The 21,180-nt window shown below is 46.6% G+C and carries 18 protein-coding genes and 2 pseudogenes; 11 read left to right on the top strand and 9 right to left on the bottom strand.

The annotated features are described in order from the left end of the window. Nucleotides 1-317: 317 nt before the first annotated feature. From AC07OI_RS28515 to AC07OI_RS28500, 4 genes are all read right to left on the bottom strand, one after another. Entirely contained in the window at nucleotides 318-458 is a 141-nt protein-coding gene (locus AC07OI_RS28515; RefSeq protein ID WP_495259495.1) for a ferritin-like domain-containing protein, read from the bottom strand. Nucleotides 459-1,203: 745 nt separating this feature from the next. Further along, nucleotides 1,204-2,325 (bottom strand): beta family protein, encoded by a 1,122-nt coding sequence (locus tag AC07OI_RS28510; protein ID WP_495259494.1) that lies wholly within the window; start codon nucleotides 2,323-2,325, stop codon nucleotides 1,204-1,206. A gap of 14 nt (nucleotides 2,326-2,339) precedes the next feature. Further along, the gene (locus tag AC07OI_RS28505) at nucleotides 2,340-3,578 is read right to left on the bottom strand and encodes an ImmA/IrrE family metallo-endopeptidase (protein WP_495259493.1); all 1,239 of its coding nucleotides are present in this window, start codon (nucleotides 3,576-3,578) and stop codon (nucleotides 2,340-2,342) included. Between the two features lies 1 nt (nucleotide 3,579). After that, entirely contained in the window at nucleotides 3,580-3,864 is a 285-nt protein-coding gene (locus tag AC07OI_RS28500) for a type II toxin-antitoxin system HigB family toxin (RefSeq protein WP_495259492.1), read from the bottom strand. A 275-nt stretch (nucleotides 3,865-4,139) separates the two neighbouring features. On the opposite strand from AC07OI_RS28500, the gene AC07OI_RS28495 reads away from it, so the two are divergent. Both AC07OI_RS28495 and AC07OI_RS28490 read left to right on the top strand, forming a co-directional pair. Then, nucleotides 4,140-4,562 (top strand): helix-turn-helix domain-containing protein, encoded by a 423-nt coding sequence (locus AC07OI_RS28495; RefSeq protein ID WP_495259491.1) that lies wholly within the window; start codon nucleotides 4,140-4,142, stop codon nucleotides 4,560-4,562. Nucleotides 4,563-5,115: 553 nt separating this feature from the next. After that, nucleotides 5,116-6,594, top strand: a complete 1,479-nt coding sequence (locus tag AC07OI_RS28490) for a serine hydrolase (RefSeq protein ID WP_495259490.1) — start codon at nucleotides 5,116-5,118, stop codon at nucleotides 6,592-6,594. Between the two features lie 79 nt (nucleotides 6,595-6,673). On the opposite strand, the gene AC07OI_RS28485 is transcribed toward AC07OI_RS28490, so the two are convergent. Continuing rightward, nucleotides 6,674-7,648 (bottom strand): alpha/beta fold hydrolase, encoded by a 975-nt coding sequence (locus AC07OI_RS28485; protein WP_495259489.1) that lies wholly within the window; start codon nucleotides 7,646-7,648, stop codon nucleotides 6,674-6,676. Nucleotides 7,649-7,806: 158 nt separating this feature from the next. On the opposite strand from AC07OI_RS28485, the gene AC07OI_RS28480 reads away from it, so the two are divergent. From AC07OI_RS28480 to AC07OI_RS28460, 5 genes are all read left to right on the top strand, one after another. After that, on the top strand, nucleotides 7,807-8,685 hold the full coding sequence (locus AC07OI_RS28480) for a helix-turn-helix domain-containing protein (RefSeq protein ID WP_492705286.1): 879 nt from the start codon (nucleotides 7,807-7,809) through the stop codon (nucleotides 8,683-8,685). Nucleotides 8,686-9,175: 490 nt separating this feature from the next. Further along, a complete protein-coding gene (locus tag AC07OI_RS28475; RefSeq protein ID WP_495259488.1) occupies nucleotides 9,176-9,832 on the top strand; it encodes a TnsA endonuclease N-terminal domain-containing protein in 657 nt (218 codons plus the stop codon). After that, on the top strand, nucleotides 9,832-11,739 hold the full coding sequence (locus AC07OI_RS28470) for a transposase (RefSeq protein WP_495259487.1): 1,908 nt from the start codon (nucleotides 9,832-9,834) through the stop codon (nucleotides 11,737-11,739). The genes AC07OI_RS28475 and AC07OI_RS28470 overlap by 1 nt, the downstream gene beginning before the upstream one ends. Further along, nucleotides 11,739-12,377: a TniB family NTP-binding protein gene (locus AC07OI_RS28465; protein ID WP_495259486.1), complete on the top strand. Its 639-nt coding sequence runs from the start codon at nucleotides 11,739-11,741 to the stop codon at nucleotides 12,375-12,377. Before AC07OI_RS28470 ends, AC07OI_RS28465 begins: the two co-directional genes overlap by 1 nt. Before the next feature lie 266 nt (nucleotides 12,378-12,643). After that, complete coding sequence (locus AC07OI_RS28460) at nucleotides 12,644-13,669, top strand: TniQ family protein (RefSeq protein WP_495259485.1); 1,026 nt, start codon at nucleotides 12,644-12,646, stop codon at nucleotides 13,667-13,669. Between the two features lie 191 nt (nucleotides 13,670-13,860). Here the strand turns inward: AC07OI_RS28460 and AC07OI_RS28455 are convergent, their stop codons facing one another. After that, nucleotides 13,861-14,277, bottom strand: coding sequence for a hypothetical protein (locus AC07OI_RS28455; protein WP_495259484.1), 417 nt, complete (start codon nucleotides 14,275-14,277; stop codon nucleotides 13,861-13,863). 602 nt (nucleotides 14,278-14,879) lie between these two features. On the opposite strand from AC07OI_RS28455, the gene tnpA reads away from it, so the two are divergent. Both tnpA and AC07OI_RS28445 read left to right on the top strand, forming a co-directional pair. Beyond that, complete coding sequence (gene tnpA, locus AC07OI_RS28450) at nucleotides 14,880-15,167, top strand: IS66 family insertion sequence element accessory protein TnpA (protein ID WP_495259483.1); 288 nt, start codon at nucleotides 14,880-14,882, stop codon at nucleotides 15,165-15,167. Next, nucleotides 15,104-15,259, top strand: a pseudogene (locus AC07OI_RS28445) (transposase domain-containing protein); the annotation flags it as partial. The gene tnpA and the pseudogene AC07OI_RS28445, both read left to right, overlap by 64 nt. Before the next feature lie 20 nt (nucleotides 15,260-15,279). Here the strand turns inward: AC07OI_RS28445 and AC07OI_RS28440 are convergent. After that, nucleotides 15,280-15,438, bottom strand: a pseudogene (locus tag AC07OI_RS28440) (bb3-type cytochrome oxidase subunit IV); the annotation flags it as partial. Between the two features lie 410 nt (nucleotides 15,439-15,848). On the opposite strand from AC07OI_RS28440, the gene AC07OI_RS28435 reads away from it, so the two are divergent. Further along, nucleotides 15,849-17,654, top strand: coding sequence for a hypothetical protein (locus AC07OI_RS28435; protein WP_495259482.1), 1,806 nt, complete (start codon nucleotides 15,849-15,851; stop codon nucleotides 17,652-17,654). A 365-nt stretch (nucleotides 17,655-18,019) separates the two neighbouring features. Here the strand turns inward: AC07OI_RS28435 and AC07OI_RS28430 are convergent, their stop codons facing one another. Both AC07OI_RS28430 and AC07OI_RS28425 read right to left on the bottom strand, forming a co-directional pair. Beyond that, nucleotides 18,020-18,340, bottom strand: a complete 321-nt coding sequence (locus AC07OI_RS28430) for a Fic family protein (RefSeq protein WP_495259481.1) — start codon at nucleotides 18,338-18,340, stop codon at nucleotides 18,020-18,022. Then, entirely contained in the window at nucleotides 18,265-18,660 is a 396-nt protein-coding gene (locus tag AC07OI_RS28425) for a hypothetical protein (protein WP_495259549.1), read from the bottom strand. The genes AC07OI_RS28430 and AC07OI_RS28425 overlap by 76 nt, the downstream gene beginning before the upstream one ends. 554 nt (nucleotides 18,661-19,214) lie before the next feature. Between AC07OI_RS28425 and AC07OI_RS28420 the strand changes: the two genes are divergently transcribed. Next, on the top strand, nucleotides 19,215-20,297 hold the full coding sequence (locus tag AC07OI_RS28420; RefSeq protein WP_495259480.1) for a hypothetical protein: 1,083 nt from the start codon (nucleotides 19,215-19,217) through the stop codon (nucleotides 20,295-20,297). Nucleotides 20,298-21,180 lie beyond the last annotated feature (883 nt).

Here is a 21,180-nt window from a genome sequence, read left to right as displayed (position 1 = left end):
TGTTCGTGGTTTCATGGAGAGCTCGAATCGCAGGCTGAAAAGCTAAGCCATGCTTTCCAGCACGCCACGTTGCCATAGTCATGGAGTGATACTTCGTGAATTAAGGATGAACCGGGCCGAGTGCAAATGCGGCATCACCGAGTTGTAGCCTGCCATTTTGGCAGCTCTTGAGCGACAGGTAAGGTGTAGCTGCACAGGCTTGCAGCGTCAAAGGTTCCAGCTTAAAGGGAAAGGATAAAACGGCCCGTCCCTGGGATAATCCTCACGCTCCATATGCAGCGGCGCACCAATCAGCCGCAGCGAATTTTGAGCAGAGATCAAATGCCCATCTCTTCCCTGGCAATACCCAGCATCACTTCCTGCCAGCTAGGTGACCCATCCAGCGAGTACGCCGCATACAGGTATTGCACCATCAGGCAATGCTCAATCCCGGCATCGATGGACAAGAGATAAGTCACATAATCACGCGGAGAAAATTCCAGATTGAGCGGCGGCTTCTGGTTCTGTAACTGGGGATCAGGTTTGAGGGCTGATAGATTCAGCCAACAACAAATTCACCCCACCCAGCAAACCCTTCTGAGTCCTCGTCACAGGTAAAGCCTTAGGCTGATTCATCGCACCAAGATGACGCCTGATCTGTGCAGCACGCATTTCCTTGTCCTTTTAAGGGTTGGGTATGCAAAGACAAACATCCTCAGAACGGCCGTGGACGGCTTGCAAGGTGGTTGTTGGTTGAAAATAAGGCAACAAAATTGATGTTAATTTAATACCAAATTAATATCAATTGAAGTGAGAGAATTTTGTTTGCAGACGTATTTTGATGTTGACGAACGTATTTTCGTCACAACAAGATTTAGATACTGACATATGCGCATACTTACTTTGTCAGTTATTAATTTATGAATGCACAGGTATCCAGGGCAGTTTGGCTGGAAGTCGGGAAGGGTTCTGTGGGATGTTTCGCACTGCAACATCCTTTTAAAGGATGTAATGGAAAATTAACATGAATACTCAATTTGATGATCTAAAGAGTATTTCAAAATGCCCATATTTAATTGAAGGCGAGGACTTTTATTCAGATAATTGTGAATTCCCTTCGCGATGGCGCTTCGAAAATATATGGTCTTGTCGATTTCATCATTACACTTCAATCGCACTTTCGCATATTCAGAATACTTTAACTAAAAAGTATAGGGAACGAATTCAAATTGCAGCAAGCGCCAAATCAGCATCATCTTTTGTTGTTGCGAATGCCAATTCACGCGTCAATCTAACTATTTGATGCGCAGTGTAGCAAACATGATGATTCATATCTGCAACCACCCATTTGGCTAGCGATCCAGGTTTGATGCGTCGGTGCGCGCAATCATCAATATATGTATCTCCATAGCTGTAGGTGCGATCTATATACCGGGAGTCTCTTCTAACTCGTCCAGCCAAGACATAGTACTGATTAAAATCTTTAACTGGTTTGAGAAGACCGTGCCCTCGAAAATAGATAATCTTGTCACCTGCAGTGTATCGAATCTTTGCATTCATATTTTTATTATTCACTCGGGGGGTGAAGTCGGGATGAACAATGCCGTAGTCTCCAAATATAGGTTTGACACCGTCTGGCATGTCTAGCCATAAAGATGACCACAGGTGCAGCTCTTGTCGAATCACTTCTCCGATTTTTTCTTTTGGTATACCTCCAACAGTTTTCAGTGCAGAGGAGCCAGCTATTATTATTGACCTGTAATTTGCAATACTTGGATTGTGGAAAAGAAAGGAAATGACATTTTCTGCAAGTGCAATGGTTTCATCTGCATCAATGTGCCGTAAGTCAATGAGCAAGTCGATTTGACTTTGAGGAAGACGCATTTGAGCGGTACGTTCTATGATCTGCGCCCATACATCGTCAAGTGAATAATCGGCAAGGTCATCGCGAGATAATCTGAAGCAAAAGCCTTTACCAAAATCTTGCGCAATAATGCCAAGTGAGTCCCACAATTTATCATTACGCTCAAGACCAAATACTGGTGTCACTGGTCGACCGTATGCTTTAAGTAACTTAAACCCATAAACAGTTGCGTTTGTTCCATCTGGAATGGTTTCATCCGGCAAATAAAAATCCACAAAAATCTCACCAAGTGGCAAGTTTTTTCGGATCTGTTCGCATAGATTGAAGACATGTCTTTCTACTGGATGACTTTGTGAATCTAGAGGCATTGCTTCTATGAAAGGTTTTATCAATCGGCGCACATCATTGAATACCTTACCAACTGCCATTAAGTCGTTGTCCTTGCCCTTGATAAGCGGCACATAAATCGAGTGATTATTCATCTAGATATCCTCTTTTATTGCATCATTTGGAATTCACTGAAGTGCTTTTGAACCAACCCTTGCTCTAGAAATTCACGAAATTGCTCATAATGCCCACTCTCAAACTGAATACGACCAGCCACAATAGAAGGGTGTATGTGCAAGCTATCTGCTAGTTCCTGAATGTTTTGGTGTGTCGGCGCAAGTCTTGTCAACGAACGCTCCCAAACTGTTCGTCGAATAAAGGTATCGCGAGCTATACGATTAGCCTCATTTTCTTTTTGCTCTATCTTCTCAGAGCTTGCAATTCTCTCAATTCGATCTATAAATGCTTCATCTGATGTATTGAGGTGTTTCCACACATGCGCAACTTCATGCATAAGCGTAAACCAAAAATAATCTGTTCGATCAATTCGTAAAGTTAAGCCAATAACTGGAGTTCCGCTTTCGGATAACATCGCCGCGCCATCAATAACTGCATTTGGCAATCGAGGTTCTACAATAAGCGCAATACCGCATTTGGATAGAAATTCAACTGCTAGGTGTGGGCCATTACTAAACCAACTCAATCGAGCCAAATCTCGCAATGTGTCTGCTGATATTTTACTAGGGTCAAATTTAGGTAAATTGACTTCAATGTCCTTGGCACGCATGAGTACCCGCGCTGTCCAGGCTAAAGTTGAATAATACGCTTTTTCATCAAGTTTATCGCCTCGAAATTTCCGCCTAAACATTACTGGCGCATGACGGTTAGGGACAATTTGAGAGAGGAATGAGCGCAACATTTCTTCAGCACTATTGCCACTTATTCTTGCCGCGCTAAACCATCCGCGTCTTTCCATTTCTCTGTATGGAAAACGCTTCCAATCAATGTCATTGACATTAGTTTCATCTTCGTCAGTGGAATTCCCTGGTTCTTTTCCGATAAGCGCATCTGCCGGGATACCAAGCCCGCTGGAAAGTGCTCGTATCATTTGGACTGTTAAGGGGCGTTTGCCTCCTAAAACCTCAGAAACCCTACTTCTACTGCCTAGTAGCGGAACAAGGTCTTTCTGCCTTAGACCTTGTTCGGCCATACGAAACTCGATTATTTCAATTGGATCAAGTGCTTCAAAGTGGTATGCACGCTTTTCGTAGTCTTCAATCAAAAGGGCAAGGAGGGCGAGACGATCGCCATCCATCGACCCTGTCGCTGGGTCGAGCGAAACTAACCGCTCCGCTTCCTGTAGAGCATTTTTATGCTCTACCTCATTCTTAAGAATTCTGTATTCCATATTAACGCATCCGATTTATGTACTGGTCACTCGCGCCAATCCACTTAATGATAATTACGCTTGTGTTGTAAGCCACTTGGGTTTCCATGCGGTACTCACTGCCGTTCACGTTAAAAATAACTATATTTGTAGTTGCGAAATTTGCAGATGGATACTTTGTTTCAATGTCTTTGGCGGTGAGCCAGAGCGCCGCGCTTACATCTGCAATCCAGTTTGCAACCCACTTTCGACAGCCCGCGTGCTGATCGCAGAACTCAGCAGCCACACCGCGCCCTAAAACCCTCATACAAAATCGCCTTAAAAGTCATCGAATATTTTATTCCCAAATTGGGAATATTTAATATGTTACCAAATTGGGATCAAAGGTCAAGTTAAATTTAAACTCCTGAGATTGAGTTTCTTTCTTATCGCGTCGAGGGAAGCATACTCAATTCAAATTTCTTCTGAGTTCATGCATTTTTTAATAAACGACGACACTGGTGTCGTCATAGTAATATTCACTTTACTTTAACAGTTTTTTCAAAGATACTTGCTAACATCAATTAACGAAAGCAGATGGTAATGAGTGAGCTGACAGAACTTGCTGTTACTAATCCACTGCATCAAAAGTGGGGAGTAGCATTAAACGATGGGTTTGTAGTCATTCCTTCTGCGCTGTTGCGACATCAGAATGAGTTGGGAATTGATGGTGGAGAGATGGTGGTGCTGATAAATTTACTGATGTCATGGTGGAAGCCTGATGACATGCCATTTCCCCAAACATCAACCCTTGCAAGGCGTATGGGGGTATCTCGAAGAACTATTCAGAGACATTTAGAGACTCTCGAAAAGAAACAATTTGTTCGGAGAGTTTGGGGTGTGGTGCAAGAAAAAAATGATCGTGTGGTCGCTAAATACGATTTAAGCGGAATAGTGATGAAATTGAAAGTACTTGGTAGCATTGCGCATCCAAGTAGAAAACTTACAACTTCTGATGGCGCGTGAAGAAATTGGCAGTCCCCCCAAGCGCCAGTTAGCACTTAGGGGACTCTGAGAAAACTTGGAAAAGTCCTGTCCGAGTTCTGTTGTTTCCTGGCAAAGGGGCATCACGGCTTCCAAACCCGTGATGTGTAAACAGCAGAATTGTAGAGCCAGATGCGGGTCTCCAAAACCTGAAGATCAACTCTCACAGGCCATTATTTTAAGCCATGAGGAAATAATTGTATATCGTCACTCATAAAGTTGTTTGCGATCTATTGCTGCAGATCAATGTAGGTCTCATTTTTATTTCATAAATATGTTTTCGCAGAATAAATAGCAAGATAAATGCAATCGATTGGCGACATGAACCAGTCTCATCTCGGTATTTCGCACTTTTAATCTGCTTCACGGTAGTCGATTCTGTATGCAGAACTATTTTATGAGTCGAATATCAAATAATGCAAGAGCGCATTCTTGGAAGATTGCTCTCAATAAGTTATCTTTTCCACTTCCTGTCCCATCCCACAAATGCAGCCTTGGTAGTATGTCTGCATTTCTTCTATTGAAAGCAAATTTAATGACAAAAATGATTGCTTCGCTTTGCGTAGTTTGCAGTTTGATGGGAGCAACAGCAAATAGCTATTCAGCGAATGCTACTGACACTCCCATCACAGCCCTGACCCACGACGCAGAGGTCAAACAGCATATCGACGTCTATATAAAAAGCGAAATGCAAGAACGCCGCATCCCTGGCATGCAACTGGCTGTGGTCAGGGGTGGCAAGATTGTTTTGTTGAAGTCTTATGGTCTTGCTGAGATACCGAATGCGGTGGCTGTGAATGACCAGAATGTGTTTTCCATCAATTCTGCGACCAAGTCGTTTACTGGGGTTGCCATCATGCAGTTGGTGGAAGAGGGCAAGCTGGATTTGTCTGCACCCGTGTCGCGGTATCTGGATGGTTTGCCTGTGGCCTGGCAGGCGGTGACTGTGCGGCAGTTGCTTACGCATACTTCGGGTATCCCTGACATCATCAGCAGCAAGATACCTTCGCTAGCGACGCCGCAAGAGGTGGATGCGGCTTGGGCTGCGATTCAGACCTGGCCTATGGAGTTCAAGACTGGTGAGCGGTATCGCTACAACCAGACCAATTATATTTTGCTGGGCAAGATCATAGACCGTCTGAGTGGCATGCCGTTTATCGAGTTTTTCCAGAAGCGGCAGTTTGCGGTGGCGGGCATGCGCAGCGTGGGCTTTGGTGAATCGCGTGATGTGATACCGCACAAGGCGGTGTCGTACAGGTATGAAGAACCGGGTGGCAGCCTGCGGCATATCGTCGAGACCTATCCGCCATTCTTGCGCACGGGTGCGGGCATGAATAGCAGTGCCGAGGATGTGGCGAACTGGCTCATTGCGCTGCAACAGGGCAAGCTGATTTCTGCTGCGGGTTTGAAGCAGCTCTGGACGCCGGGTACTTTCAATAATGGGAAGCCAACTGTGTGGGCGCTGGGCTGGCCAGTGATGCGGCAGGGTGAGTATGCTGCGGTGGCTGGCGTGGGTGGTGCGCGTTCTGCATTTTATGTGTATCCCGGCCATGATCTTGCCATCGTCACGCTGACCAATCTGGCGGGTGCTGATCCGCAGGGGATGATCGATGATATAGCTGGTTTTTATTTGCCGGGTCTGAGAAAAGCGCATGGTGGCGCTTATGCTGCGCATCTTTTACGTGAGCAGATTGCGCAGGATGGCTATGCAGGACTGGCAGCGAAATTGAACAAGATCAAAATCGATAAGGGTTTGCCTGATCCTTCGGAAGATGATTTCAATTCCTGGGGTTATCGTTTGCTGAGCAAGAAAATGGCTGATCAGGCGGTGACGGTGTTTGGCCTTGGCGTGCAGATTTATCCCAATAGCGCAAACCTGCATGACAGCCTGGCGGAGGTGTATGAGTTCCAGGCGGATAAGATAGCGGCTTTGAAGCATTACCGCTTGTCGTTGGGGCTGGATGCGCAGAATAGTCATGCGGCGGAGCGTATAGCGGCGCTGGGTGGGAAATGAATGGGAAGTAAATGTTCCCCGTCTGTTGAAAGCCAGCCTGAGCTAGCTTTCAACACAGCCTTGCAACCTGATATGCCCATCACACTTTCCATAAGCGGCGGGCTTCTTCCGCAATCACATCCGGAAACTCTTCCTGAAAAAACAGTTTCCCTTCTGGTATGACACGTATGCCGCGTGATTGCGGGAATAGCTGGTCAAGGTAATTTGCATCAGCCAGGGGAAACAGGGTGTCGCTGCCGCCCCATACTATCCTGACGGGAATGTGGCTGCGCTTGAGTGTTGCCTCTATGCCCGCCAAGGGGTTGGGTTCCAGCGCCAGGTGGAAGTCGTGGTATTGCTGGCGGCGCAGTGCTGAGCTGACCAGTGGCGTGACGTAACAGGCGATATTGTCAGCGGTAAGTATTGCCGGGTTGTGGAATACGGCAGCACCGAAGGTGGCGCGGGCCATGGTGTTGTCGCTCAGCCATTTGGCGGTTTCGTCAGCCAGGGTGCCAGCGCGGGCCATCTTGATGACGGGCTGCACGCCTGCTGGCGGGCTGTCTGGCTCGACGTCGCAGTTTGTCAGCAACATGCTGCGCACGCGTTCTGGATAGCGTGCCGCAAATAGCTGTGCCACTGCACCACCACTGTCGCTGGCAATGATATCGACTACTACTATCTTCAAGTGATCCAGCAGGCTGATCAGCATGTCCAACTGGGCATCGGCCGTCAGTGATTGCTGTGCGGGTACTTGTGTATAACCCAGGCCCATGAAGTCGGGCGCGATACAGCGGCGGTAGGGTGACAGCCTGTCTATCGCACCACGCCACTGGAAACCATTGAGTGGCGCACCGTGCAGTAACAGTGCAGTGTCGCCCTGGCCGCGTTCTACATAAGCGATTTTGCCGAAGGGCAGGCTGGCAAAACGGCGCATGGCATGAAAAGCTGCGGCATCCGTTGCTGGCTGCTGCATGTCTGGTTCTTTGGGTAGTGCCAGGGCTGGCATCAGCAATGTAGCGCTGACGCTGCCAACAATGGCTGCAGGAGTGAGTTGCAAGAAAAGCCGTCTCTTCATTTTTATCTCCAGGTGTGGTTAATTCGTGGACCGTAACAATGGAGACGATGCTAGCAACAGCATTTTGAAATGACGCGCACAAACAGCCAGTGCTGAGCACAGGCGGATGATTTGCGCTACATTAATACTTCTTCAGGTGTGCATACTTAGAGGGCGTGATGACCAGACCTGCATGTTATCCCCATCCATCTGCGGCGCTGCTGGACAGTGCTGGCAGCCATGATTTGCCGCTGCTTGATGTGCTGACTTCACCTGTACCAATTGGCCTGTTCAATTCCCCCGTCGATGCACGCCATGTACTCTGCCTGCATCTGGGTGACCCCGTGCCTGTGTCTTACCGCGCTGGTAATTATGAACGGCAGGGCGTGCGCCTGCATGGCCAGTTCTGTGTCGTGCCTGGCGGCTCCAGCACACGCTGGACACTGACACAACCCGCCACATCCTTGCTGTTGCGCCTGTCTCCGCAAATCCTTAGCGACACTGCAGAAGCCATGAACATGGGTACACAGAATACGCAGCTTGCGCCAGCCATCCATATCCGTGACCCACAGATAGAATGCATAGGCTGGATGATGCAAGCCGAGGACCATGACGCTTATCCAGGTGGGCGTATTTTTGCCGACAGCCTGGCAGTCGCCTTGGCCGCCCGCCTGTTTGCCTTGCAGTCACGTAAGCCAGCGACAGACCCGGCAACCGGCCCCGGCTTGCCAGGCTGGCGCTTGCGCCACGTCATTGATTATGTAGAGTCACATCTGGATAGCGACCTCACCCTGGCCGAACTCGCTGCCGTGGCCGGGTTCAGCCTGTCGCACTTCAAGTCACTGTTCAGACAGGCGACAGGCATGCCAGTGCACCGCTATGTCATGGAGCGACGCCTGCAACGCGCACGCCAGCTCATGATGGAAGGCAAACAGAGCATGACAGAAATCGCCCTGGAAACAGGCTTTGCCCACCCTAGCCATCTCGCCCGTAGCATGCGCCGCGTGCTGGGTTTGAGCCCGGCGCAGATTCGGGGGATGATGACATCGTCAATATGATGCAAGCTGGTTCATCTTGCCGATGGCAGGGGAAACGATCATTCTGAATCATTGTTCTGCTGATGAAGCATAGCCTGGTGAGGCCCAGCCCAACGTGGCCCGGCCCAACCTACCTACGCAACTCGCATAAAAAAACGGCCCATTATCCTGAAAATAATGAGCCGTTTTTTGTGCTTCTATACTTAAACTTTTACATCCGTTGTCAAAATTCAGAAGATAATGAGAAATAAGGTTTAAATCAAGCAATTAAGTTCAGTAGTTAATGAGAAATAAATCAGTAATTAATGAGAATACTTTTTAGCCACAAAAAGACCTAAGGGAATTAGCCTGACAAATCCAAATCTCATGTTTGAAGGGATTTAATATCCGCAGTAATATCTATTCGACAAGGCTGTAAAAAATACTTGCTGATTAGCAATGTGCTAATTGCTGCATTGTAATTTTTCAGATATTAAAGCATCGGATATCTATTTTCTGGCGGAGAAATATAGTGGCACGCAAAATACCTAAAAATTACCTATCTGTCACAGGTAGCTTTGCCAGTCAAAAAAATGACCAAATGGCTGGATTTGAGTCCATCCTGGAAAAAGAGTTTCTTCTGCTCCTTGATTTTGATGAATCCGTCGAGCGCTTTGAGGTGCAGGAAATCACAATACCAGTACCTGGCATACCCAAGGGTTACACACCAGATGTACTGATTTATTACAAGCCCAATCCTCTAACGGGCGAAATTCCTATCCCGGTACTTACTGAAGTGAAGCATACCGACGACCTCGAGCGCAATGCAGACAAATACAAGACTAAGTTTGCACTTGCAGATGAGTATGCGCGTGAGCATGGATGGGAATTTCGAATAACAACACAAGTCGATATTCGAACAAACCGCCTTCAAAATATCAAATTCTTGAGGGAATATCGAAACATTCAGCCAGAAGAGATTGTTCGTCACCAACTCATCAGTACAGCCACTTCATATAACAGCGAATTCTGTCTCAGGGACATCCTTCAAAGGCTTGCATCAGATGACGATGCTCAATTGCACTGGCTCCCTGTCATATGGCACGCAATATTAAAAAAAGACCTGATTGCTGACTGGGATCATCTGATCGACTACAACACCTTGTTACGCCTATCTCCGGAGGCGTGATGCAGAAACAAGAGCGTGCAGTACTGTGGGTAAACAAAGGTGCATTGATCTCAAGTCACGGACGTGACTATGTGGTTTTAGCACTTGCCGACGTAAATCTGGTTCTTGCTAAAGAAGTTGGATCTGGCGAGAAGGTCTTACTGAAAATCGGAGACCTAGAGCCGCCAAGAGCGATAAAAAGCCGTGACGCTGAACCTATCGCTGAACGTGATCTTTCTACAGTTTTAGCAGAGGATTGGGAGCTTGCAGAGGCACGTAAACGCTTCATAGAGCCAATGCTTGATAGAAGCTATCGACGTCATGATGCACTCGCTATCAAGATAGCCAATGAGGCTGGCGTGAGTTTGGCAACTATTTACCGATGGGTCTCGACATATAGACATTCTGAATTGGTATCATCTTTATTGCCAAACTATACCGAACGCGGTGGAAAAGGAAAAGCCAGGCTTTCAGCAGAAGTTGAAACGATCATTGCCAGGACGATCGACACCTTCTACGATATTGAACAAAAAAATACTATTGCCGCCACCATTCAGGAAGTCCGTCGTCTTTGTTCCAATGCTAATTTGCCTTTGCCAGCGCCTAACACAATACGGATTCGCTTGGGAAAAACCAATGGTCGTGAACGCGTCAAGAAACGTGAAGGCGAGGCAAAGGCACATGATCAATTTGATCCAATAAAGGGAACAATTCCTGATGCCGATTGGCCACTGGCGATGGTGCAAATTGACCATACCCTGTTACCCGTCATTATTGTTGACGACATTTACCGCAAATCCATTCGCCGTGCCTGGATTACCTTAGCTATTGACGTCAATACTCGTGTTTGTCTCGGAATGCATTTGTCGCTAGATGCACCCTCGGCCATGTCAGCAGGAATGTGCATATCTCATGCGATTTTAATGAAAGACAAATGGTTGAATCGATTAGGTATTACGACCACAGATTGGCCATGCTGGGGTGTGATGACCGTTTTGCACATGGACAATGCGAGAGAGTTTCGTGGTGATATGTTGAAATTCGCGTGCAACGAGTACGACATAGATTTACATTTACGACCCGTGAAAAAGCCTCGTTACGGTGGACATATTGAGCGTCTTATGGGAACAGTTTCCGAGGGATTGAAAACACTCAAAGGTTCGACATTCTCTGGCCCGGATGAGAAAGGTACTTACGATTCCGAAGGAAACGCTTGCATGACTTTCAGTGAGCTGGAGAAGTGGTTAGTACTATTTTTTGCGAGATACCACCGCAATATACACACAGGGATTGGAACAACACCAATGACCAAATGGCGCGAAGGGGTGATGGGTACAAAAGAGAAACCTGGAAGGGGCATGCCTGTGAGGCGTCTCGACGAAGAGAAATTACACATACAATTCATGCCATTCATTGAGCGGACGGTGCAAAATTATGGTGTATTGATCGATGAAGTTCACTATTATCATGATGTACTTCGTCCTTGGATCAATGCTCCACACCCTGAGTTTGAAAAGCATAAAAGAAAATTCCGGTTTCATCGAGACCCAAGGGACATCAGTACCCTATATTTCTTTGATGAAATCGCGCAAAGATATTACGGTATTCCTTATCGCGACGTAAGCCTCCCACCTGCCAGTATTTGGGAATTGCGTGAAGCACAGAGAAAGGCAGACGAAAGAGGTATTTCTCGCGAGAATGAAAAAGCTATTTTTGCTTTGCTGACGGAGCAGCGTGAATTGGAAAGAGATGCTGCCGAGAAAACAAAATCTGCCAGACGTGCTACTCAAAAACTGGCTCAACACGAAAAGGCGAGACAACACAAGAAAGAAGACTTACCAACAATGAGTCAAACAACGCCGACCGAATTTCCACCGGCAATTCGCGGATATGATCCTGACGCAGTGACGCCCTTGGATGATGATTGATGACGAAAGAAAACCTCTATCCACATTTAAATGAGAATGCACGTGTACTGATCCAGAAAAGTGACGAGCAGCGCATTTTTGCGATACGCCAAGGCTCTTGGCTGGGATACGGCGATGCCAAACGGATTTTGGCGAGAATGGAGGAGTTGCTGGCATATCCACGCATCACGCGCATGCCAAACATGCTTCTTGTTGCACCTTCGTTCAATGGCAAGACATCTATACTTGAACGATTTATGGAATTGCACCAGCCTGATTTGGACCCCACGGGCGAAGTGACTGTTTGCCCTGTTCTCATGGTTGACGCTCCAGGCCGACCTGACATTACTGATTTTTATACGCGAATTCTGGATAAATTAATGACGCCGTATAAGCCGACGGCATCTGCTTCAGAAAAATACTCTCAGATAAAGCGACTCTTTCGCCAGATGGATGTACGCATGTTGATTATCGATGAAATCCATAATCTGATTGCAGGCAGTACCAATAAACAAAGAGAGTTTCGCAACATCTTAAAGAGTATTGGCAACGAGACTAAAGTTGTCATAGTCGCAGCTGGTACGGAGGACGCCTATAATGCCTTTAATACCGATCCCCAAATGTCCAGCCGCTTCACACCAGAAGAATTGCCTGTCTGAAAGGCAAACAATGAATTTGGCGGCTTGCTCGCGACATTGGAATTAAGGACTCCTCTTAAACTACCCTCGAATTTAAAAGATCCGGCTGTAATGCTGTCTATCTTTAATAGAAGCAAAGGAACTTTAGGCGATGCTTGCGACCTAGTGAAAGAACTTGCGGTTGATGCTATTCGTAAAAAGACGGAGCACATCACGCTGGATAGCATAAAAAATCTGCGCTGGGTACCGCCGTCTAAGCGCAAACAATATAAACGTTTGAGTTCATCATGAAAGGAATCACTGAATCTTTATGGCCGATTCACTATAAGCCTTTGCCAGACGAATTGCTATCTTGCTGGCTGGTGCGCTTGGCTCATGGTCATGGCTTGAAGGTTCAGACTTTCTGTAATTTGATATTTGGCAATCAGCGTCAAATCTGGAACCGGGATATGGACCGCCTGGCTCCAATGTGGTTGATCGACGTATTAAGCCAACGTACGGCCACCCCACCAGAGATCACATGGAATACGACACTTCGTTACTATGAAGGACTGCTTTACCGAAAATTCAAAGTGTCGGGCGGATTGCAATGGATACTCGCTCTCAAGTTGTACCATCGCAAACGGGAGGGGTACGGATTGCAATGCTGTCCCACCTGTCTAGCTGAGGATCGCATTCCTTATTTCAGGAAGCGATGGCGCATCGCTTTTTATACAGTTTGCACTAAGCACCAAACAATGATGCTGGACCGTTGCCCACAGTGTGCTGCTGCCATAGCCTTTCACAGGATCGATATTACGAACGTCGATGCACTTGATGCTGGTACGCTTGCATATTGCCATGAGTGTGGATTTGATCTGAGGGCTGCTCCTGCAGTAGAGCCATTGTCCTATGATCGCGATGCTACTGCTTTATTGCTGAACGCATGCGACGTGCTTGACCCAGGTCATGCAGGTGATCACAAATGGGACCTGGGACGATATTCTGTATTGCATCAATTGAGCATGATTTTGACTTCAAAATATCGGCATGTGTCCTTGCGGGATTTTGTGCTGAATCAGATTGGATGCCCTGATATTCGCTTAGCCACTGGACGAATTTCTTTGGAAATGCGTTCAATTGAGGAGAGGCACCATTTGCTCCAGCTTGCCATGTGGCTGATGGTGTTGCCGGATGTGAGATTGGAGCATGCCTGGCGTAGCGGTGCGGTTCGATATAATGTTTTGTTGAAAGATTTTTCTGAGCCGCCTGATTGGTATCAGCGTTTGACGAAAAAATTTGTGAATTGGCGGAATCGGTTTCAGGTGGAATAGTTGCTGCTCAATCTTACAGATGGTGCCGGATCATATGAAGTGAAGAAATTCTCGGAAAATGCTGTTGGTTACTACAATTCAGAACTATTTTATGCGACTTCAATACTGTCTGCTGCGCAACTGCATATTATTAGAATGTGGTGAACATTTTTCCCCGAAACCACTATAAATTAGGCATGCGAAGTCTGAATTTATAATGCATTAATTTTCGCCAACAATGGTGGGTTACAAAAAGATCGAATTTCATTAATATATGACTCTAGTCCTGCTTTGAGGTCATCGGGTTGAGCATCACATCGGCTACCCAGAACGATTGATACCGCCTTATCAATTTCTCGCATCGGGCATACATGTGATAAAAGCCAATCGCGTCCTTTCAGATCAAGACAGCACATCAGCAGTTGTTCAACACAAATGACTTTGCCAGTAAATTTTAAAGACAATTGATGGGTGCCAATCGCCCTAAGTGCGCGCTTGTCCCCAGTAATGAAAATTCCATTTGGGTCCATTGCTGCTAATGCTAACTGCACGGCTTCCCCAGGATCAACTTGTGGTATTTCTACGAGTTGGACCAGTAGATTTTCATCTGGACAACCAGGTTGTGCCATTTTCTTTATGCAATCATTGGCAGATATTGCTGCCTCCTTTGTCCTAAATAGTCTTCCATCGGGAGACTTAATAGCACGCTCAACACGATATCGTAACGATGAAACGGTAGATGCCTGTACATTTGTGGGAAAAAAGAATGGTCCGCAACATCGACAGCATATTGCAGCATTTGCCAGCGGCGGCAATAAATTTCGATTTGACGAATATCTCAACTCATTTGACCAGCTCTATAAAATAAGAAATAAGATCGTGCATAGCGGTAGGGTTAACTGCGTATTCTCATAAAAGTAGCCATGAATTCTTACGGCAAAGTAGCCAGCGATTCTCATTTCAAAATAGCCCCCAATTGGCGCCATAAAATAGCCGCTCTATCTCATTTTAAAATAGCCACTGGTTCTCATGCAAAGTAGCCACCTGCATGTATCGAATTGATTTAGACTATAAATTCAACAATGGAAAAGCTGCCCAGAGCGTGATTGGAGTGGCGGACCAACAAACTATCGCTGGAGGTATTCGACAAAGCGTAAGCGAACAGCCGTCCCATCTATGAATTGACATTCAGCTTGTAGATACTTCAGTTTTTAAAGCTTAGGAAATCAGGATGACACGAGAAGAACGCAGAGCACTGTGGCAAGAGCGAATCAATCAATGGCAGCAAAGCGGCTTACGACTGGCAACGTTTGCCCGTCATCATGAGCTCAATATCAAACGTTTGGCTTACTGGCGCACCCGGCTTAAGAACATTGCATCAGAGCCGACACATCAGTCACTCGTCCCTTTACGCATTCAACCTGTCAGCTCTCACGTAGATGCATCTGCCCCATCCGCCGTGCAGCCGCTATTCAAAGCCTGCTTGCTACCGCAAAACTCAACGGTCTCGAACCGCTAGCATGGCTCACTGAAACATTGGAAAAACTTCCTGCCTGCCCCAATAGCCAGATCGATTCTCTGTTACCGTTTCCACAGTCTATTCCCGCCTGATTGACTTTGCTATGTGGGGCGGCTGCACCCTTACCACGCTGGCGGTGGTAGGCGAAGTTGACTGCCATGGCCATCAGGCCGCTGCTACTGATTAGCACAAAGGTCACGATGGCGATCAGCAGCAGGGGGAATTCGGTGCCACCTATGTTGAGCGAAAAGACGTGGCTGGAATTGGGCCAGGAATCGGCGGCTCACGATCGCTCGCATTGCTGTGTTAACTCGAGAATGAAGATGACCTCATCCCTGATAAGCCGCAGTCTTTACCAAAAATACGGCATGCATCCTGGGTACCCGCCTGCGCGGGTACGACGGGTCATATTTCTTATATTCCTTGTTGGCAAGACTAGGCATGGTTTGCCATGTTGAAAACCAGAATGTACATCAAAGAAAAGATGCCGCATGTAGATCGTGAACACGCCCCAAAAAGTCGGCCGCAAGCTTGCTGACGATGTTTGCCCGCTTCGGTTTTGCGTAAAGTCGGTACACATCAGCTTGTAAGCAATTATTACCGTTGTAAGTTTTGCTACTTTATTTGTTTGCATTTTGCCAGCTGCATTAACATCAATTTTTTATTAAAAGGGGATTTTTTGTGAAATTTCTTACAATAATGATGACGGCTGGCGTGGCCATTTTTGGCCTATGCGCCGGGGTAAGCTCTACAGTGTCTGCTGCCACAGTGGACCATAGCAATGCTGGTTATATTGATGGGGTCAGTTTAAACCCTGACAGGATGAGCTATACCGTGTCAGGTTGGGCCTGTGCTAAAAACTATACCGGTTCCATTGACGTTGATCTCTATTTTGGTGGTCCTTATGGAACGGGCTTCCCGTACGGTCGTTTCCAGGCCAGTCAATCCAGTGAACCAGCCGTGGCGGCGGCCTGCCAATCAACGGGTGCTGCCTATCGATTCAATATCTTGGTCAACAACAGCACGGCAAAGGCGCAGGCAGGTAAAACAATTTTTATTCATGGCATCAATCCCTGGAATGGCCAGGACGGCGTCATGAATACCGTGATCGGCAATTCAGGTAATGTGTCCTTGCCGACGCTCCCTGTGGTGCAGCATGATATTCGCGGATACATCGATGTTGTCAGCAAACAGACCGATGGTTCAGCGCTGGTGAGCGGGTGGGCATGTGTGTCAGCCTATAATGCATCGATACAGGTCGATCTCTATGCAGGCGGCCCCTTTGGCACGGGTACCAGCATGGGTCGCTTCAGCGCCTCTATTGCCAGTGAAGCTGGCATCGCGGCCGCATGCTCAGCCTCGGGCAGCAATTATCGATTTTCCATCCCGGTAAGCGCGTACGATGCAATCAAGTATGCAGGGAAAAGTGTTTGGATGCATGGTATCAATCCCTTTGATTCCTCAGGCGCATCCAATTTGGTGATTCCAAATTCTGGCTATCTGCGCTTCCCCGAGATCAACTTGATCCGCGACCCCTTGGCGGATGCCGGCGTGAGCCCGTATATCGCTACACTTCCCGCTGCCGAAACAGCCCTATGCAAGTCAAACTGGGCCGCTGCAGGAAAGTTAACTAGCGGAGCACCCTGGGGCTTTGTAGAAATTGCGGAACGCACTTATTTCTGTAAAAACCCTGCTAATGCAGCCCCTAAAGTCCCTGGACAGCCCTTGGTCTATCGCTCTGCCGATGCATCCAAAGTAATTGCCATGAATCCCGGTGGAAACGCTATAGACCAGGAACGTAGCATTGATTTCACTATTGATACTTCTAAAGAATGGCGTCAGGGATGTAACCTGAGCCTCCCGGATAGCAGTGGAAATAAGCCGCAATATGGCGGCGGTGCCTGGAATTGGCCACACTTGCTGATGCTACAGGACATTCAAAACCCTGAAGTGCCTACAGCGCCCTTGGACATGACACGATTTGGCACAATGACACTCGGCGCTTCGATAAAACTTGCCAGTAGCGAAAAAGTTCCCTCGACCTATAACGATGCCCAAGGTAACTGCCCTTCAGGCACGTGGGGAGCAGGCAGCTATTTTTCTAACCATGAGATTTTTTATGTCAACGTGGTATTGCGAAACAAATCGGATAATTCCCAAATTTATGTATTGGTTCCAACTTTTTACTCAGAAGACGGAAGCAAGGCAATCCCGCGGACTGTGGGTTGGATAGGCGGTGATCCTCTCGCCAAAGACGCCACCTATTTTGCCCCTGGCCTGCCGATTTTGCAATTAGGACAATGGGTCGATTTTTCTGTCGACGTGCAAGATATCGCCGCTAAAGCGATCACTGCCTATAATGGAAAATTCGGCACGTCCTACACAAAGTCGAATTTCACGCTGGCGAGCTTTTTTATGGGTTACGAAGTGTGGGGATCTTATAAGGCTAAGGTGCAGGTGAAAAACCTGTCCTTAAAGGTGCGTTAAACCTGCCAGGTTTGCGTTGAATAGTCATATCACTAGCAGTGATTGCTAAACATCATCCTGTTACTGTGTAAGACTAACGACGCATCCCTTGCCAAACGCCAAAACACCCCGCACAGCAACATTATGCGGGGTGTTTTATTTTTGGGAAATGTTCAGGTCAACGCTGTGGGTGCCTGATGTGCAGGAGTATTGATTCCGGTAATCAGTCTGCACCGACTGGCTAACTTCAGCTTGTTTCCCTATTTGCACTTGAATCTAAAAGGTGAGCACTTCGACCAGATCAGATGTCGTAGCTCAAACCTGAGTGTCAGATTGGCTAGAGTTCGCTCTGGTCGATTCCGGCCACGAAGTAAACGGTCCTCAATTCAACCAGAGACATACGCTGCCAAGACTTTAAAGATAGCAGCGAGTCGCGCCTCCGGAGTAAGCTCCTCGAATGCTAACTTGATCTCAATGTCGTAGGGGCGAGGGTGTATAGTCCATGTCTCGTTTAGACGAAGCGCCTCTTGCTCCATAACGCAAGTCGCAAAAACTAGGCGCTGTATATGTCCATTGCCATCAAGAAAAGGATGAATCAGCCCAAAGATATAAAACAGCCGAACTATTTCTGCTAGGACGATATCGGATCTCGTTCCAGAGGGCAGATCGAAGATTTTTTTGCCTGCTCTGCTACTGCTGTCATCCAATCCAAAACTTTATCGGGCATTGCAAACTCCTGGAAAGTGCCGTCTTCACGATAAACCCCACAGTGACGTCCTTCGAGAGTTGTTCCTAATGTCCCACGATAAGTACCTGCGTATTCAGGATGCAGATCAGGTGTCAAAGCTGCATAAAGGTGTTTATGGACCTCCCTCGGATCGCTGACGAATCTTAAGCGTTCCTGCGAACTTGCAATCGCTAGACGCCGAATTTCAGTCGCGCACCTTGTTTCCAAAATAGCGTCATAGGTCTGTAACTCATGAGGCTTCCACGGCAAGGGTTGTTCCAATTTACTAGCACCATTCATATATGCACTCCATTCTGCTATTGCTCCGAGGATGGGGCCCGTTACTCGAAATTTACTCAAATGACCATATTGGGTAAAAGCCACCGAACCTCAGACACGTGCCGTCGGATCACGTCTTCGCCACTACAATTTGTAATAGAGTGATTGACGTTGCTCTGCGCGACTCAACATCATTTTTTTAAAGTTCAGGCATTTTATGTAAATCCGATAAACTTTGTGAATTCTGTATATTGGTTCTCAATCCAGATGCTCTTCGATAAAAGCCAAAGTTATCACAGATAAACTTTGGAGCACAGACCAAATTCTAAAAAATGGAAGGAGTGGTGTATTGCTGTTCTCTCAAACGAATATTCGCGACGAAGGACAGTACAGATCGAATTCAACCAAGAAGATGATGGACACTCATTTCTCCCATGCACCCCTTCAACCGGCGCATAGAGGCAACGCGAAAACGAACAAATAAGGGAATTTTTGTTGGTAAATTTATCGACAATATACCGTTGGCTTAAAATTTTTCGTATGTTTCAATAACGCTCCAGATTGTGCATTTCAACATGTCCACATTGTCATCACTCTCCGAAAGCCACATTAAAGTCATAACAATGAATGAAAAAAATAGTAACTTAAATGGTAGCTTAATACGCACTGTTAATACGCCGGGGCTATGGATCAAATTTAAAAACTCGATTGCCGCTATAAATGCGACTTTTCTTTTACAAATAACCAATTTCACAATTTGGGTAGTTTGGTTAGCCACAGATATGCCAAATACTCGGCGAGCGTTGGCCCAAGCTATTGAAAAAAAAATTCTTCCACACTTTAAAGAAAATGAACGCCCGTATCAGCTTTATTTTCTTGCCGCAGTTCTTATGTTGGTGGCATTTTTCTTTTTTTTATTTGGGTGGCATGTTGGGTGGTCTTCAATTCCCTTAATTCTTGGTATTGTTGCATATGGTTCGGGATTCGCCATATGGTTTAAACCATATCTTAACGAGTTTATATCTAGCGAGATGGGAAAACTTTCCGGGAAAATTGCTCATGCAATTGTCGCCATATTTTCTGCTGTGTACGCTAGACATGCTGTTTCAGCAGCGATACAACTTCCCCCGCAATATTTTGATCTCACCGTATTGTTTGTCGGACTAATTTTTTACATTCCAACTTACGTCGCGTTCTTGTGCAGTTTAAGCATCCTGTTCATATTAGTTATGTTTATTGTTTCGTCAGCCGCATACTTTTTTGAGCACACGATACGGATGTACCTGACACCATGGTTTGGAGAAACTGCATGGATCGAAAATATTGCCTCAAGAGCGAAACGTTTTAGTTTGAAAGTATTTCTTCACGGATGTGGTGCGATCTTATTTGCAGTATTCGGAGCAGGAGCTGTTGTGATTTTGTACGAATTTACACCGCATATGTATCCGCAGATAAGGCATTTCGCATATATTGCAGATTTTCAGCCAGGAGGACAATATCCAGGTGTGCCATGTGATGGGAAAATCAGGCTAGAGGATAACGGAATAATTGCCATTGCTCAGATGAATTCGACGGGGGTACAAATTAGAAATGAACGTTTTGATGCGGACGTACCTTTAACTGCAAACTGTTTGGCAAAAAAAATGTCAAAATGGTGACAACTCGGAGAAATGCTTGCATCCAGTAAATAGACGACACCTTAAACTGGAACGATGGATCGGTTTCTTGATCTGGTGTAAGCGCCAAATCTTCCCCCTCGTATCGCTGAAACCACGCTGCTGTCAGGGCTAACGGACAGGTTTGTGATGCAACAAGATAGCCCTATGCTACAATTTAACTCCAGTCCTACAGCCCCTATCGTTCAGTGTCACGGAGCTACGCATCAAGCAATTCGTGACAGTCTTTAGGAAAAGCCACGGGGGCTGTTTTTCGTTTTCCTCCCTAATTTCCCAAACTCAGCAATTCTTATTTTTTTTGTTCCCGAGTGGCGGAGTTCACGCTATTTAGGAAAACAGCAAATTGTGTCTGCATAATATTTTGCTGGATAATTTGCATCTATTGTGATCCACGTTTAGTACACAATCCTACTTATCTTGTTGAATAGGAGACGAGAGTGATTGACGTGGCATTACAAAGTATTATTCGACGCTTGCACATTCGTGACCAGATTCCATTACGGGAGATCGCCAGACGACTGGTCATCTCTCGCAACACTGTCCGGCGCTATCTGCGCTCTGAAGTCACAGAGCCAGCCTATGCGGATCGACAAACAACAAGCGCCATCGACAAATATGCGTAAGCGAACAACCACAATAGACAGAACTCCAAAAGGGTAGTCTGGATCTTTTTTTAAAAAAAGGGCTGGTCGTGAAACCAGCCCTCCTGTCTAACTCCTCATACCTTGTTCAGAACAAGGATTACCTCAAGCTCACATCAACAACAAAGCCCCCGTTTCCAGTTGCGGCCTGGCATGCAAAGTCTGCCCTGTATTTTTGTTAAAGTCATTAGCCGCCAGACTGGTCTGGACGACGCTGAGACCAA

Source organism: Undibacterium sp. GW821-FHT07F11 (assembly GCF_059418665.1).
The sequence above is the reverse complement of the archived record's forward strand: the minus strand, read 5'-3'. Positions and strand labels throughout refer to the sequence as shown.

Bases quoted from the DNA above. Each gene is read 5' to 3' on its own strand.
- AC07OI_RS28510 (WP_495259494.1), bottom strand. From the start codon at position 2,325: ATGAATAATCACTCGATTTATGTGCCGCTTATCAAGGGCAAGGACAAC.
- AC07OI_RS28420 (WP_495259480.1), top strand. From the start codon at position 19,215: ATGTCCACATTGTCATCACTCTCCGAAAGCCACATTAAAGTCATAACA.
- AC07OI_RS28470 (WP_495259487.1), top strand. From the start codon at position 9,832: ATGCAGAAACAAGAGCGTGCAGTACTGTGGGTAAACAAAGGTGCATTG.
- tnpA (WP_495259483.1), top strand. From the start codon at position 14,880: ATGACACGAGAAGAACGCAGAGCACTGTGGCAAGAGCGAATCAATCAA.
- AC07OI_RS28485 (WP_495259489.1), bottom strand. From the start codon at position 7,648: ATGAAGAGACGGCTTTTCTTGCAACTCACTCCTGCAGCCATTGTTGGC.
- AC07OI_RS28425 (WP_495259549.1), bottom strand. From the start codon at position 18,660: ATGAATGGTGCTAGTAAATTGGAACAACCCTTGCCGTGGAAGCCTCAT.
- AC07OI_RS28465 (WP_495259486.1), top strand. From the start codon at position 11,739: ATGACGAAAGAAAACCTCTATCCACATTTAAATGAGAATGCACGTGTA.
- AC07OI_RS28490 (WP_495259490.1), top strand. From the start codon at position 5,116: ATGACAAAAATGATTGCTTCGCTTTGCGTAGTTTGCAGTTTGATGGGA.
- AC07OI_RS28505 (WP_495259493.1), bottom strand. From the start codon at position 3,578: ATGGAATACAGAATTCTTAAGAATGAGGTAGAGCATAAAAATGCTCTA.
- AC07OI_RS28480 (WP_492705286.1), top strand. From the start codon at position 7,807: ATGACCAGACCTGCATGTTATCCCCATCCATCTGCGGCGCTGCTGGAC.
- AC07OI_RS28455 (WP_495259484.1), bottom strand. From the start codon at position 14,277: ATGGCACAACCTGGTTGTCCAGATGAAAATCTACTGGTCCAACTCGTA.
- AC07OI_RS28500 (WP_495259492.1), bottom strand. From the start codon at position 3,864: ATGAGGGTTTTAGGGCGCGGTGTGGCTGCTGAGTTCTGCGATCAGCAC.
- AC07OI_RS28495 (WP_495259491.1), top strand. From the start codon at position 4,140: ATGAGTGAGCTGACAGAACTTGCTGTTACTAATCCACTGCATCAAAAG.
- AC07OI_RS28460 (WP_495259485.1), top strand. From the start codon at position 12,644: ATGAAAGGAATCACTGAATCTTTATGGCCGATTCACTATAAGCCTTTG.